This window comes from Desulfobotulus sp., assembly GCF_034006065.1.
Lineage (GTDB): Bacteria > Desulfobacterota > Desulfobacteria > Desulfobacterales > ASO4-4 > Desulfobotulus.
In genome coordinates this window covers 92229-105136 of the sequence record NZ_JAVETM010000004.1, presented here as the reverse complement: position 1 = coordinate 105136, position 12908 = coordinate 92229, and the positions used below count along the sequence as shown (strand labels likewise).

Below are 12908 nucleotides of genomic sequence, written 5' to 3'. Positions count from 1 at the left end.
AAGATGTGTTCATATAAAATATTGATTTCGCTTGAAAAAAAATCTTGACCCCGTTGTTTTGCATAAGGTAAGTAATACTCACTTTTTAATCCGGATTCTTACCCCACGCCGAAGAGGCCCCATGATGGCTGTCCCATCCAGAAAACAACCCCCAGGCAGAATCAAAATCATGCAGGCGCTCCGTCTGCTCATGGAAGAACAGGGCTTTGACGCCATCACCACTGCGGAAATCGCCCGGGTGGCCGGAGTGACTGAGGGCTTGATCTACAAATATTTCAAGGACAAAAGGGATCTTCTCTATCAGGTGCTGGAGGAAATGTTTGAAGGCGTGATACTGCGTATTCGCGCCAGAATGGATCTTGAAAAGGATATTTTCGGGCGATTGCATGCCTTTATCGATGAAACCGTTGCCGTGTATGCCACCCAGCGTGTTTTTGCGCGCATCATCCTGATTGAGGTACGCAGCCTGCCGGATTTTTTTACGAGCCGGGCCTATGGGTGTGTTCGGGTATACAGTCGTATGCTGCAGGGCGTGCTGGAAGAGGGCATGGCTTCCGGCGATTTCCGCCAGGACCTGGATGTTCGTTTTTTGCGGGATATCCTTCTGGGGGCCATTGAACATACCTGCCTCTGGGGAGTTCTTTTTCACAGAGAGCTGGATGTGGCGGGGGTGGCGGGCCAATTGATCACCGTTGTTCGCGAGGGCATAGGGCCTTCCACATAGTACGGATCCGGGGCAGCGCCTACGGGGGCACCCTGCATGTGCAGGGAAGCGTTGTCCCGGATCCGTCTTTTCATGTGGGTTCCGGGTAGAAAATGGCTGAGGCGACTGTCTGCGCTTGCTTGTCTGCGGCCTGGATTCCGCGCGCTTTTTTGGGGCACAAAAGGTGAGTATTGTTTACTTAAAAAAACAGCAGATCCATTGGGAATAAGGAGGTCAGCGGTACATGGAAAAACTTTTTTATCCTGAGTCCATCGTCATTTTCGGTCTGTCTGCCAAATCGGACAACATTCCCCGTCTGATTCTGGAAAACCTCCTGCGATGGGGATACAAGGGACGTATTTTCGGCGTGCATCCCGGAGGCAAGGAAACCCAGGTTTATGGCATTTCCATGCATGGGAGCGTGGAAGCGCTTCCCATGGTTCCGGATCTTGCCGTCCTTCTCATTCCCGCCCGTTATGTTCCCGAAACCGTGGAAGCTTGCGGTCGGTTCGGTATCCGCTATTTAACCCTCCTCTCCGGTGGTTTTAATGAACTGGGAGAAGAAGGGGAAGCCCTGGCCCAAAAAACCGTGGAGTGCGCACGGCAATACGGGCTTCGTTTTGTGGGCCCCAATTGCCTGGCTGTGGCCAATACAAGAAACGGACTCTGTCTGCCCTTTGTGCCCATCCATAAGCCGCCCACAGGGGGATTTTCACTGATTTCCCAGAGTGGGGGACTGGGGATTTTCCAGTGGAATCAGCTGAGAAATGAAAATGTGGGCCTGGCCAAATTTGCAAGCATCGGCAACAAGCTGGATATTACGGAAATTGAGATTCTGGAATACCTTGGAAGGGATCCGGATACCCGGGTTATCGGTATGTATCTGGAGTCTGTGGTGGATGGCCGGGCCCTGGTGGAGGCGGCGCGAAAGATCGAAAAGCCCATCCTTATCTACAAGTCCAGTGTCACAAAGGCGGGCCAGAAGGCCGCCATGAGCCATACGGCGGCCCTGGCTTCGGATGAGAGTGTGATGGATTCGGCCTTTAAGGAGGCAGGGATTATTCGTCTGCACCACTTCAATGATTTCATTGATGCGGCCAAGGCCTTTGACCTGCCGCCCCTGAGGGGCAACCGGATGATGATCATGAGTCCCATCGGCGGAGGCTGTGTCATCATGGCCGATAATTGCGAGAAAAACGGATTTTCCATGGCGGATCCGGGCGAGGCCTTTTATGACGACATGCAGAAAAAGGGGAATGCGGGGATCATCAAGTTCTCCAACCCCCTGGATCTGGGGGATGTGTATGATATGTCCCACTATGCCTCCATTTTTCACGGTGTGCTGCACAGCGAAGGGGTGGACGGAGCCATCTTCTTCAGCCAGTGGCCGGATATGCCCCATAAGGAGGAAAAGGATGTGTTCACGCGTCTTTTCCAGACGGATATTTCACGGGAGGCCATCGGTGCCGTGCGTTCTTCCGGAAAACCCCTGGGCGCGGTGATCCTTGGGACCTCACCGACCCTGGACAGGCTAAAACGTAATTTCCCCTATCCCCTTTTCAACAGTCCGGAATCCATGATCCGGGCATTGGCCATGCAGCGGGACTACCACGCCCGCCGTGCAGCCCTGGCCGGGGAAAACGCAGCGCCTCTGGCTGAAACCACAGATGCGGTGAGGGGGCTCTGGGGAACCATGCGGGGGATGTGGGGGAGGAATTTCTGGAAGTCCTCCGCGCCCATGGGATTGGCACACCGGAAAGCCTTGTGGCCCCAAGTCCTGAGGAAGTCGTGGCTGCGGCGGATAGGCTGGGATATCCTGTGGTGCTTAAGGTGATCAGCCCGGATGCCCTGCACAAATCCGATGTGGGAGGGGTGAAGGTGGGACTCAGAGACCCCAAAGCCGTGGGGGAAGCCTTTGAAGCCATCCGCACCTCCCTTTTGCGCCATCTGCCGGGTGCGCGTTTTGAAGGGGTGCGTGTGGTGCAAATGGCTGAGGAAGGGCATGATATGTTTGTGGGTGCAAGCCTGGATGCGGCTTTCGGACCTGTGGTCTTCTTTGGGTATGGCGGTGTTTTTGTGGAGATTTTCAAGGATGTGGACAACCTGCTTTGTCCCGCATCCCCTGAAAAGGTGCAAGAGCGGCTTAAAGCCTTGAAATCCTATGCCCTCCTTGAGGGTGCCAGGGGGGCATGGCAGTGGATACGGGCGCGTTTGCTGCTCTGGTCTCCAGGGTTTCCACCCTTGTGGCCGCCCATCCGGAGATTGTGGAGCTGGATCTGAATCCGGTGCGGATTTTCAGGGATGGCAGGGCCATGGCCCTGGATGTTCGGGCGCGCATTGTGCGCTGAAAAAGGTTTTTAAAATTTTAAAAAGAGCCCTGCGGATCGCAGTCCGGTATGTCCGGAGCCGCAGGGTATTAAAAAAAGAAAGGGGAGGAGCCCAGAAAAGGGTTTTTCCCTTTTTTTATTCAGGATAATTTTTTCGGAGTTTTTCGATGGAGCGGTTAGGGCCGAGAATGATGAGATTGTCGCCTTTTTTGAGAACGTAGTCGGCCTTTGGAATCATGTTGAGGCGGTCAGGTAAAACCTCCTGAACCGCAACCACCTGTATGCCAAAACGATTGATGAGGTTGATGTCTTTTAGGGATTTTCCCACAAAGGGTTTGGGTATTGTGAGCTGCACAATGGCATGATCTTCGGCAAAGGGAAGAAAATCCAGCATGTTGGGTGTATGCAGGCGTTCTGCAAGCTGGATGGCCTGGTCTTTTTCCGGGAAGAGAACTTCCGTTGCGCCTATTTTTTCAAGAATGCGACCATGGGATTCGCTGTGCGCCTTGGCATACACGACTTTGCATCCGATTTCTTTCAGGTTGAGGGTGGCAAGGATGGATTCGCTGAGAATGGATCCCATACATACAATGGCCGCATCCATGGCGCGCAGGCCGATGGCTTCCAGGGCCTTGGCATCTGTGGCGTCTGCGATGATGGCTTGTGTGACCTGATCCCGGATTTCCTGGATGAGGGAGGCATCCTTATCAATGGCAATGACCTCGTGTCCTTTTTGGTAGAGACGTGTGGCAAGGTAAAATCCAAAACTGCCAAGTCCGATAATGGCAAACTGTTTCATGGGATATCCTATCCGATCATGATGGGTTCTTCGGCATAACGGAAACGGCTGCCGCTTTTACGACTGATGGCTACGGCCAGTACAAGGGGCCCCACCCGGCCTGTGAACATGAGAAAGATGACGATCCACTTTCCAGCCACAGAAAGATTGGGGGTAAGACCTGTGGAAAGCCCCACAGTGGCGAAGGCGCTGGTGGCCTCAAAGGCGATTTCAAGGAAAAGACCTTTGCTTTCCGGATGGGGCAGGGCGTGGCTTTCTGTGATGAGCAGCCCCATGATGGCAAGACCAATGACAAAAAGACTGAGAAGAAAGACGCTCATGGCGCGGGTGATGCTGGCTTCGGGAATGCTCCGGTAAAAAATCTGGGGTCTCTCCCGACCTTGGAGGCGCGCGAGCCCCAGGAGAAAGAGTGTTGCGGCTGTGGTGGTTTTCACCCCTCCGGCGCAGGATCCGGGGCTGCCGCCAATGAACATGAAGACAAGGCAGGCAAAGAGGGTGACGGAAGTCATTTGCTCAAAGGGAAGGGTGTTGAAGCCTGCGGTTCTCAGGGTTGCGGATTGGAAGAAAGAGGCCATGAGACTCTGGCCTGGGCCCATGGATGAAAGGGTGTTGCGGGATTCCATGAGGAAAAAAAGAAGGGTTCCGGAAAAAAGAAGGATAAGGGTTACACTGAGCACCAGCCGGGTGTGGAGGCTGAGGCGGGAGAGGCGCTGGGGGCGGGTCCGGATCTGGTCCCGGATTTCCGCGATGGCAAGGAAGCCGAATCCACCGGTAATGATAAGCGCTGCCACAATGAGATTGACGGCCTTGTCTTGTCTGTAGGCCACAAGGCTGTCGGGGAAAAGGGCGAATCCTGCATTGCAGAAGGCGCTGATGCTGTGAAAGACCGCATGGCCCAGGGCCTCCGAAGGCGGCATATCCCAGAGAAAGCGAATGAAAAGACCGAGGGCGCCCAGGGCTTCCACAACAAGGGTAAGGCGCAGGACATCGCTGACAATGCGGGCTGGGCTTTTATCGGTTCCATGGGTGAAGGTGTCCTGGAGGAGGTTTCGGTCCCGGATGCCTGGTCTGCGGCCAGCAGCCATGAGGATGAGGGTGGAAAGGGTCATGGTACCCACGCCGCCGATCTGGATCAGCATGAGAACAATGCCCCTTCCCAGGGGCGTGAAGGTTTCCGCCGTATCCAACACCACAAGACCCGTGACACAGGTTGCGGAAGTGGCGGTGAAAAAGGCGTCTGTCCAGGACAAAAGGTCCGGGTATGTGGCCCAGGGAAGTTTGAGAAGCAGGGTGCCTGTGAGGATGATGAAAAGAAATCCTGTGACCGGAATGCGGGAGGGCGTCTGAAAAAAGGCGCGTATCCATCGAAGGGGTCTGGAGGGACCAGAGAAGGCAAAGGAGGGCATGGGCATCCTTATCCATTTCAGGAAACGTATGGCGGATGAGAGGGGCTGGGATCGGGTGTCCCAGCCCTTTTCATGGGAAGAGGTTCCCGCAAGCGGCATCTTTATTCTTTTTTGATGAAAAAAGCCATGGTTTTTTACGATCTGCGCAGGCATGCCGGTGGAGGGATTTCAGGAAGCCATGGGGAGAGGAGATAAACGCTCGCGGATTTCTCCTGTGATGGGAAGGGCTCCGGAGGTTTCTTTGCCAATGACCACAAAGGTGACATCGGCTTCTGCGCAGAGAATGTCCGTACCTTGCAAAAAGATTTTCTGGCGCAGCACGGCGGATTTGTTGCCATAGCGGAGAATGCCGGAATGTATTTCGATGGTTTCATGCAGCTCAATGGATCGCTTGTAGTGGATATTGATGTTGACCACAAAAAAGGAAAAGCCCCTTTTCATCCACCCGTCAAGGTCGAGAAAATCCTCAAAAAGACGCCAGCGTCCCTCTTCAAGGAACTCAAGGTAGCGGGCATTGTTCACATGGCCGTAGAGGTCGGTGTGGTATCCTCGGATACGGATGACAGGCACGCCATTCATAATAAAATCCTTGTTTTTCAATATGTTTTTGTCAGATCAGCCTGGCGTCCGCCGCCATGGCGCGGGCCCCATGCCTAACAGCCGGGCTCCGCCTTGTCAATCCCCATGCGGCGTGAAAAGTCTTTTTCATCAGAGACAGCCAAGCCCCTGCTTTCCATGGTTTCCATATTCTGCTAAGAGGCTTTCCGTGAATGTCTGTCAATTTTCATGGAGGCGCTGCGTGGCAAGGAAGAAAAGTTTTCGTTACAAGGATATACAGCAGATGGATCGGGTATTTTTCCCAAAACTCAAGGGGGTGGATCCCATTGCCCTTGAACCGTCCTGGCCTGCGCATCTGCTGGAGCCCGGCAGGCCTGTGGTCCTGGAGTTGGGGTGTGGAAAGGGCGAATATACCGTAGGGCTGGCGGAACGTTATCCGGAAAAAAGTTTCATTGGCGTAGATGTGAAGTCCGATCGGCTTTGGGTAGGGGCCAGCCGGGCTGAGGAAAAGGGACTTGAAAATGTTTTTTTTGTGCGGGCCCGCATTGACCATCTTCCCGCCTATTTTCCGGCAGATTTTGCAGAGGCTATCTGGATTCCCTTCCCGGATCCCATCCCTGGAAATCTTACGGGGAAAAAGAGGCTGACCTCCCCCCGTTTTCTGAATCTTTACCGTTCTTTTCTCCGGCCCGGAGGGATGATCCGTTGCAAGACGGATCATCGGGGGCTTTATGATTATACCCTTGAGAATCTGGACAAGGCGGGGGCCAGGTTGTGCAGGGCCACGGACAATCTCCATGCTTCTGATATTGATGATCCGGACATTGTGGATGTGGAAAGTCATTTTGAGCTGGAGTTTCGTAAAAAAGGTTTTTCTGTGAAATTCATGGAGTTTTGTCTGGAATGAAGGCGGGGGATTGGGATATGAAGAATGCTCTGAAGCCATGGGGTGCGAGGCCTTTGTAATGCCATGACAACGCCATGGGAAAAAGCATGGAGGAGGTTTTGGGGGATGGCATCTTTTTTTTCCCGTATGGGGCCATGGGGATGGGGATTCTGGATACTGACAATTTTTTTCTGCCTCGCCCAGTACAGGAGCGCGCAGGAGGTGGAGGCCCTTCTTGCCTCCATGGCGGCTTTGGGCCCTGAGGTGCTTGCGGATCCTGGCACTCTCGCCTGGATTTTCTTGCGCAACACCCTTCTGGCCCTGGGGGCTGCCCTTGTGTCCCTTGTTTTTTGTTTTGCCCTGGCCCGGAACGTCAGCAAGGACCAGGCCTTGTTTTCATCTGTGGTGCAGCAGCGGGCCGAGGATTTTTTTGAAAAGGCCGTTTACCGTCAGCGCAGGGAAGGGCGAGCCTTTTCCTTTGTTCTCTGCCGATGGCAGGCGGAGGAAAAAAAAGCCTTTTTCTCCTGGGCCCGGAAGAAAAGGGATCGTTTATCCACCATCCTTTTGGTGTCACGCCAGGAGATCCGTCTCACCGATGCCCTGATTCCCATGGATGGGGTAACCCTGGGCATCCTGGTGGAAGGCGATGATGGAGAGGCAGGGATTCTTGCCAGGCGCATAGAAGAACACCTGAAAAGAAAAGGCTTCTGCGAAGATTTACAGCTTTTGTGGTCCGTGGCCGCCTACAGGCCGGGAGACAGCCTGGAAGAGTTGATGGCCCGGGCGCGCCGCAGCCTTGAAAAGGGCGTTTTTCTTGTTGCGGGTGTGGGATGCTGAAACCGTTTATCCTGCCAGCCCTTCCCATCTCCCGCTTTGCCCCTACTCCCAGTGGTTTTCTCCATATCGGAAATGCTCTGAACTTTATTCTCACCTGGCTTCTGGTGCGACGGAGAGGGGGGCGTCTGCATCTGCGCATTGACGATATGGACGGCATCCGCGTCCGGCCTGAGGTGGTGGAGGATATTTTTTATTCCCTGGATTGGCTGGGGCTGGACTGGGATACGGGGCCTTCGGGGCCTGAGGATTTTCATGCACGCTTTTCCCTGATGCAACGCATGGATTTCTATGCCAGAAGTCTTTCTCCCCTTCTGGAGAACGGGCTTGCTTATGTGTGTGACTGTTCAAGGAAAAGCATTGCTTCTGCGGGGTTCGGGGCTGTTTATCCCGGACTGTGCAGAAACCGGGGTCTGTCATGGAAGCCGGGAAAAACCACCGTACGGCTGCATGTGCCTCCGCAGACCGTGCTTGGTGTGGGGAGTCAGCATATCCGGGTGGATGCGGATTTCGGGGATTTTGTGCTGTGGCGCAAGGAAAATCTTGCTGCCTATCACCTGGCGTCGGTTCTGGAGGATGAGGCCTGGGCCATCAATCTGGTGGTGCGGGGGGCGGATCTTCTTTCTTCCACAGCAGCTCAGCTTTTTCTGGCCCGTGTTCTGGGCCTTGAATATTTTCCTCAGGCGGTTTTTGTACACCATGGATTGATTCCCGGAGAAGGCGGAAAGAAATTATCCAAATCCAAAGGGGATCATGCGCTTTGTGATATGCGGGAAAAGGGACTTTCCTGTGTGGATGTTTACCGTTTGGTGGCGGATTTTCTGCAACTGGATTCCCGGAGGATCGCAAGCCTCGGAGACCTTGGGCATGCCCTTGGGGAGGCGGGTTTCTGAAAACCTGGGCATAGGAGCGCTTTCCCCCCTCTTTTTTCCATCTTTGCCTTTGAAGGCCCAGGAGTGGATTCACCATGGGGCCTGAATGTCGTGGAACAGGACATGGGGGGTTTTATCGGGGATATGCCCTGGGAAGGCTTTTTTGAGCAAAAAGAGGCTTTCATGGATGCGCAGGGATCTTCACCCGCTGTGGAGAGTAAGTTGGGGCAGAGGAATTTCCCAGCCCAGATGGGTGCAGGCCTCCAAGGCGACCTTTCGCAGGTGGCGTTGCAACCAGAGGTATTGGGCTGCCGCATCCGGTGGAAAAGCCGCAAAAATTCTGAGATCCAGGGAAGAGGGCGCGGTTTCCATAAAAGAGACCTCAAGATCCAATAAGGTCTTGCCTGCGGTGTGGCTTGCGAGCTTTTTTTCCATGAAGGCCTTGAGCGTGCGGGGAATGTTTTCCGTGATGTCCTGTTGAAGCCTGCGGTGCAGGTGAAGAACAATGCGGATACCAAAGCCCGTGCGGCTGAGGTTGCAAAGGCTGAGCCCCAGAAAAACTCCGGCAGGCCAGGTCTGCTGTGCGCCTCCTTCCAGTTCCGCCACCACCTGTTCCGGTGTCTGCAGGATCACCCTTGCAATCTGATCGCCTTCCAGTAGCAGGATGTCGTGTTTGCGGGAGGGAAACCAGGGCTCTTCGGGCATAAAGGGCCTGGACTGCATGCCGATGAGATGTTTCAGGGGCATGCGCAGGATGCCGCCTTCCAGCTCAGGATTGACGAGAACCCCATACAGGGCCAACCTTTCCACTTTCCATGGAAGGCCCTGGTAAATGACGCGTTCACCCTCCCGCAGGGTGCCCATGTTGAGGATAAGCTTGCCCTGCTCCCAGAACTGGCTCATACCGTTGCGCGCGGACCAGACCAGGGCGATGAGAAGCAAAAGAGCGATGCTGAGGAGCATCCAGTCGCCAAAGGCGTAGAGAAGGAGGAGGGCGGCGCTGATGGAGGCCAAGGCCGTGGTGCTGTGAAAGACGAGCTGGAGCAGGCGGTGATGGAGGGGGGGCGGAGATTTTTTCTGATTCTGGGTCCATCGCCAGTAGAGGAGCCTTAAACACAGAAAGGTGCCCACAAAGGCGGAAAAGGCGAGAAAAAGGTTACGCCCCCGGGTTTTGATAAAGGTCATGAATCCCTTTTGCAGGGATGTGAGCATGGGTTCTTTGGGATCGGTTTTCTGATCCAGCTGAAAGGAAAGCCTTCGGATCTGCCTTAAGGTTTCCTTCTCCTTTTCATGCCAGGACAAGAGGGTTTCCGAAAGGTGCTGCTTTAAAAGCGGATCTTTCGCTGCCTCCTTGAAAGCACTGACCCTGGCAATGGCCTGTCGGATTCCAGGAAGTGTATTTTCATAAAAGGCAAGGTCCTTGCGCAGGCGTTCCAGCTCTCTTGGCCTTGAAGTCATCTGCTTGAGGCCTTCGATGAGAGGACGCAGAACCTCCATGATTTCTTCTTCAAGGCGAAAGGCCCGGATGGGGCCGCCATCTGTGCCTTCAATCTCCATGCCCGTGGCAATGGATTCAAATTCCCGCTGGTAGGCATCCCGAAGGGAGAGCTGCCGTCGGAGTTCTGCGCGTATGGCCTGTCTGCGTTCTTCAATGGGGGTTTTTACATAGGCCGTTTCCATTTCAAGGATACTGTTTTCAAGGGCCTGGATGGAATGCTGGAGATCCTTGAGGGTTTCCAGAGCGGAGGGCGGGTGGGAGGAGGGGGGAAGGGGGAGACTCTGGACAGGGTCTGCGGAAACCAAAGGAAGAAAAAGCCACACAAGGGCTGAGAAGCTGAACAGAAAAAGGAATGGGCGAAGGATGGAAAAGCGCATGATTTTTTCCCCTGGGATGGGCGGGGCGCTCCCGGAGCGCCCCGGAAAGTCAGGGACAGAGTTCCGGACTGTGCTGGCAGATTTTTTCCTTTTGTTTTTCTGCAAGGCGAACTTTGCGGCGGTCTATGGCTTCTTTGTTTCGTCTTCTTTCCTCATCGTTTTCCAGAATAAGGGGGGGCATGGTCGTTGGTCTCATCTGATCGTCCAGGGCGACAAAGGTGAGATAGGCGGAAACCACATGGCGGATCTTGCCTGTGAGTACATCTTCGGCTTCCACGCGTACGCCGACTTCGGCCGAGGTGCTGCCCACAAGGTTGAGGCTGGCTTTGATGATGAGCAGATTGCCGATGAAAACGGGATTATGAAAATCCAGGCGGTCCACAGAGGCTGTCACGCAGAGTTTACGCGCATGGCGTACGGCGACCACTCCTGCGGCGTTGTCAATGTATTTCATGATCACACCGCCATGGACATTCCCCGCAGGGTTAGTGTCTTCCGGCAGCATGAGATGGGAAAGGATCACACGGCTTTCCCGGATGGTTTTTCCTTGCATGGGAGCTTCTCCTGGCATCTGCGCCTGAGGGCCTGATGAGAGGCCTGCGGCCGCGAAAAAGGGATAAGGATATCTCACCCATGCCTGTTTTCATGCAAGGGCAGGGTGATTTGGGTGCCAGTATAGTGCCCGTTTTTCTGACTTGTCAATTCCAGGTTCGCCCCATTGAGCCGATATATCCGTTTTTAGGACGTTGAATTTTAAGACCCTTTGCTGTTGTCTTCTGATATATCAGGCAAGAGCGATAAGTTTTATGCAAAAGCCTGTTTATGCTTGATTTTTTTTAAAAGATCCCTATGCTTTCTTTCCGCAATACCCAAACGTTTTCTGGTGAGTCCCGCAGATGTCAGGAAAGCGTGCGAAAGGTGAAAGTCCCACGGCCGGGACAGAATCAGATGCCTGGGAACTCTTGGGAGGAAAGTCTAGACTTTTTTTAAATGCGAAGGTGTGAAGGCTTGCACATAAAAATTTTTTTTACATGCTGCGAAGTCCGTCGGGTGGATACGCTGGAAAGGGAAAACAACAATGACCTTGACCAAAAATGATGTGGTGGATGCTGTTCAGGAACGCATGAATGTTCCGCGGAAGCGGAGTATCGAGATTGTGGAAATTCTCCTTGAGATCCTGAAACGGAGCCTTGAATCCCAGGAAGATGTGCTGATCAGCGGTTTTGGAAAGTTTTGTGTGAAGGAGAAACATCCCAGAAAAGGACGCAATCCGGCCACAGGAGAAGATATGGTCCTTGATGCGCGGAAGGTGGTGACCTTCAAGTGTTCGGCTGTGCTGCGGGATCGCATCAATGAGAATGGTCCCTGATGACGCCTTTCCTCCCTGGAACGCAAAAAAACAAAGCAGGGTTCCAGGGAGGGGAGAATTTTTTCAGGCAGCCTGCTGTTTTTCCTGATCGGACTCCACCCAGACTGCCGCCTGCATGCGGGCAAGGCGTTTTTCCTTTTCCGACCACAGGGTATTGAGCTGGTTCTGAAAGGAAGTGCGGAAAGCTTCATCATTAAAATAGTCACCCCGGAGATGCTCCTGGATGGGCAGGGTCTGAATGTGCATGCGGATCAGAGGGGTCTTGCCGCAGATGAACTGCCAGAAGGTGGGGATCCCCTGGGGGTAGGCAAGGGTGACATCCACGATTTTGTTCATCTGTTCTCCCATGGCGGAGAGTACAAAGGCCGTTCCAGCGGCCTTGGGTCTCAGAAGTCCCTGAAAGGGACTCTTCTGGCGTTGATGCTTTGCCTCTGTGATGCGGGTGCCTTCCACAAAATTCATGACAGAAACGGGTGTGGTGCGGAACTTCTCGCAGGCTTTGCGGGTGGCTTCCAGATCTTTGCCTTTTTTATGGGGATGCTTGAGCACATACTCTTTTTTGTAGCGTTTCATGAAGGGAAAATCGAGGGCCCACCAGGCCAAGCCCATGACAGGGACCCAGATGAGCTGTTGTTTGAGAAAAAATTTAAGAAATGGAATCTTTCTGCTGAAAACCTTCTGAAGGGCCAGGATGTCCACCCAGCTCTGGTGGTTGCAGAGAACAAGATACCAACCCTCAGGGGAAAGATCCTCACCGCCTCGCACCTCCCACCGGGTCTTGTGAAAAAGAAAAAAGACCCAATTGTTGACGCGGATCCAGCTGAAGCTGATGTGGATGAGAATGCGGGTGCAGAGAATGCGGCAGGGGTTCCAGGGGATCAGGAGTTTCAAAAAGGCAATGAAGAGCAGGGGGACAAAGTGGATGAGGGTTGAGAGGGCAATGATGCTGATAACCAGAAGACCCTTCAGGGCGGGGGGAACGAGGACATGCATGGTGTATCCTTATGTGAGGGGGGAAGCTGGCCTCTGGACCTGGGCAGTGGCCTGGGGTGTACGGGCCCCTTTGTCAGGTCATGGTGTAAGACTCATTTATAACAGTGGATTCCGGAAGGTTCAAGCCCTTTGCAGGCTGCTTACATTCCTTTGACAAATGGGGTTTGCAGGGTGATCCGGGTTTTCCGCTGCGCGTGGAGGGGGAGAATGAGAAGGCTTTGGAAGGCTTAAAGACGACTCCAACCGGCAAGCCCCCCCTCACTTAAGAGAGATCCGGAAAGCGTTT

12 protein-coding genes and 1 pseudogene are annotated in these 12908 nt (G+C 53.9%); 7 read left to right on the top strand and 6 right to left on the bottom strand.

Features of this window, described 5'->3' with window-relative positions:
• Nucleotides 1-121 precede the first annotated feature (121 nt).
• From RBR60_RS03455 to RBR60_RS03445, 3 genes and pseudogenes are all read left to right on the top strand, one after another.
• Nucleotides 122-724, top strand: a complete 603-nt coding sequence (locus tag RBR60_RS03455; protein WP_320354476.1) for a TetR/AcrR family transcriptional regulator — start codon at nucleotides 122-124, stop codon at nucleotides 722-724.
• A 223-nt stretch (nucleotides 725-947) separates the two neighbouring features.
• Nucleotides 948-2537: an acetate--CoA ligase family protein gene (locus RBR60_RS03450; protein ID WP_320354473.1), complete on the top strand. Its 1590-nt coding sequence runs from the start codon at nucleotides 948-950 to the stop codon at nucleotides 2535-2537.
• A pseudogene (locus RBR60_RS03445) lies at nucleotides 2468-3051 on the top strand (acetate--CoA ligase family protein). Before RBR60_RS03450 ends, RBR60_RS03445 begins: the two are co-directional and overlap by 70 nt.
• A gap of 115 nt (nucleotides 3052-3166) precedes the next feature.
• Here the strand turns inward: RBR60_RS03445 and RBR60_RS03435 are convergent.
• The 3 genes from RBR60_RS03435 to RBR60_RS03425 form a co-directional block, all read right to left on the bottom strand.
• Complete coding sequence (locus RBR60_RS03435; protein WP_320354467.1) at nucleotides 3167-3829, bottom strand: TrkA family potassium uptake protein; 663 nt, start codon at nucleotides 3827-3829, stop codon at nucleotides 3167-3169.
• Nucleotides 3830-3837: 8 nt separating this feature from the next.
• On the bottom strand, nucleotides 3838-5235 hold the full coding sequence (locus RBR60_RS03430; RefSeq protein ID WP_320354465.1) for a TrkH family potassium uptake protein: 1398 nt from the start codon (nucleotides 5233-5235) through the stop codon (nucleotides 3838-3840).
• A 168-nt stretch (nucleotides 5236-5403) separates the two neighbouring features.
• Nucleotides 5404-5814: a thioesterase family protein gene (locus RBR60_RS03425; protein WP_320354463.1), complete on the bottom strand. Its 411-nt coding sequence runs from the start codon at nucleotides 5812-5814 to the stop codon at nucleotides 5404-5406.
• 220 nt (nucleotides 5815-6034) lie between these two features.
• Here RBR60_RS03425 and trmB point away from each other — a divergent pair, with 220 nt between their 5' ends.
• The 3 genes from trmB (at nucleotide 6035) to RBR60_RS03410 (ending at nucleotide 8406) form a co-directional block, all read left to right on the top strand.
• On the top strand, nucleotides 6035-6700 hold the full coding sequence (trmB, locus tag RBR60_RS03420) for a tRNA (guanosine(46)-N7)-methyltransferase TrmB (protein ID WP_320354461.1): 666 nt from the start codon (nucleotides 6035-6037) through the stop codon (nucleotides 6698-6700).
• A 105-nt stretch (nucleotides 6701-6805) separates the two neighbouring features.
• Nucleotides 6806-7516 (top strand): hypothetical protein, encoded by a 711-nt coding sequence (locus tag RBR60_RS03415; protein ID WP_320354459.1) that lies wholly within the window; start codon nucleotides 6806-6808, stop codon nucleotides 7514-7516.
• A complete protein-coding gene (locus RBR60_RS03410) occupies nucleotides 7510-8406 on the top strand; it encodes a glutamate--tRNA ligase family protein (RefSeq protein ID WP_320354458.1) in 897 nt (298 codons plus the stop codon). Before RBR60_RS03415 ends, RBR60_RS03410 begins: the two co-directional genes overlap by 7 nt.
• 180 nt (nucleotides 8407-8586) lie before the next feature.
• On the opposite strand, the gene RBR60_RS03405 is transcribed toward RBR60_RS03410, so the two are convergent.
• Entirely contained in the window at nucleotides 8587-10260 is a 1674-nt protein-coding gene (locus tag RBR60_RS03405) for a hypothetical protein (RefSeq protein ID WP_320354456.1), read from the bottom strand.
• Nucleotides 10261-10309: 49 nt separating this feature from the next.
• Complete coding sequence (locus RBR60_RS03400) at nucleotides 10310-10813, bottom strand: acyl-CoA thioesterase (RefSeq protein WP_320354455.1); 504 nt, start codon at nucleotides 10811-10813, stop codon at nucleotides 10310-10312.
• A gap of 525 nt (nucleotides 10814-11338) precedes the next feature.
• Between RBR60_RS03400 and RBR60_RS03395 the strand changes: the two genes are divergently transcribed.
• Nucleotides 11339-11629, top strand: coding sequence for an integration host factor subunit alpha (locus tag RBR60_RS03395; RefSeq protein ID WP_320354454.1), 291 nt, complete (start codon nucleotides 11339-11341; stop codon nucleotides 11627-11629).
• Nucleotides 11630-11692: 63 nt separating this feature from the next.
• Here the strand turns inward: RBR60_RS03395 and RBR60_RS03390 are convergent, their stop codons facing one another.
• Nucleotides 11693-12622 carry an acyltransferase gene (locus RBR60_RS03390; RefSeq protein WP_320354452.1) on the bottom strand — a complete coding sequence of 310 codons (930 nt, stop codon included), beginning with the start codon at nucleotides 12620-12622 and terminating at the stop codon, nucleotides 11693-11695.
• Between the last annotated feature and the right edge of the window lie 286 nt (nucleotides 12623-12908).

What these genes read in the sequence shown, in the direction of transcription:
- RBR60_RS03455 (WP_320354476.1), top strand. Translation starts at nt 122, where the DNA reads ATGATGGCTGTCCCATCCAGAAAACAACCCCCAGGCAGAATCAAAATC.
- RBR60_RS03450 (WP_320354473.1), top strand. Translation starts at nt 948, where the DNA reads ATGGAAAAACTTTTTTATCCTGAGTCCATCGTCATTTTCGGTCTGTCT.
- RBR60_RS03435 (WP_320354467.1), bottom strand. Translation starts at nt 3,829, where the DNA reads ATGAAACAGTTTGCCATTATCGGACTTGGCAGTTTTGGATTTTACCTT.
- RBR60_RS03430 (WP_320354465.1), bottom strand. Translation starts at nt 5,235, where the DNA reads ATGCCCTCCTTTGCCTTCTCTGGTCCCTCCAGACCCCTTCGATGGATA.
- RBR60_RS03425 (WP_320354463.1), bottom strand. Translation starts at nt 5,814, where the DNA reads ATGAATGGCGTGCCTGTCATCCGTATCCGAGGATACCACACCGACCTC.
- RBR60_RS03415 (WP_320354459.1), top strand. Translation starts at nt 6,806, where the DNA reads ATGGCATCTTTTTTTTCCCGTATGGGGCCATGGGGATGGGGATTCTGG.
- RBR60_RS03410 (WP_320354458.1), top strand. Translation starts at nt 7,510, where the DNA reads ATGCTGAAACCGTTTATCCTGCCAGCCCTTCCCATCTCCCGCTTTGCC.
- RBR60_RS03405 (WP_320354456.1), bottom strand. Translation starts at nt 10,260, where the DNA reads ATGCGCTTTTCCATCCTTCGCCCATTCCTTTTTCTGTTCAGCTTCTCA.
- RBR60_RS03400 (WP_320354455.1), bottom strand. Translation starts at nt 10,813, where the DNA reads ATGCAAGGAAAAACCATCCGGGAAAGCCGTGTGATCCTTTCCCATCTC.
- RBR60_RS03395 (WP_320354454.1), top strand. Translation starts at nt 11,339, where the DNA reads ATGACCTTGACCAAAAATGATGTGGTGGATGCTGTTCAGGAACGCATG.
- RBR60_RS03390 (WP_320354452.1), bottom strand. Translation starts at nt 12,622, where the DNA reads ATGCATGTCCTCGTTCCCCCCGCCCTGAAGGGTCTTCTGGTTATCAGC.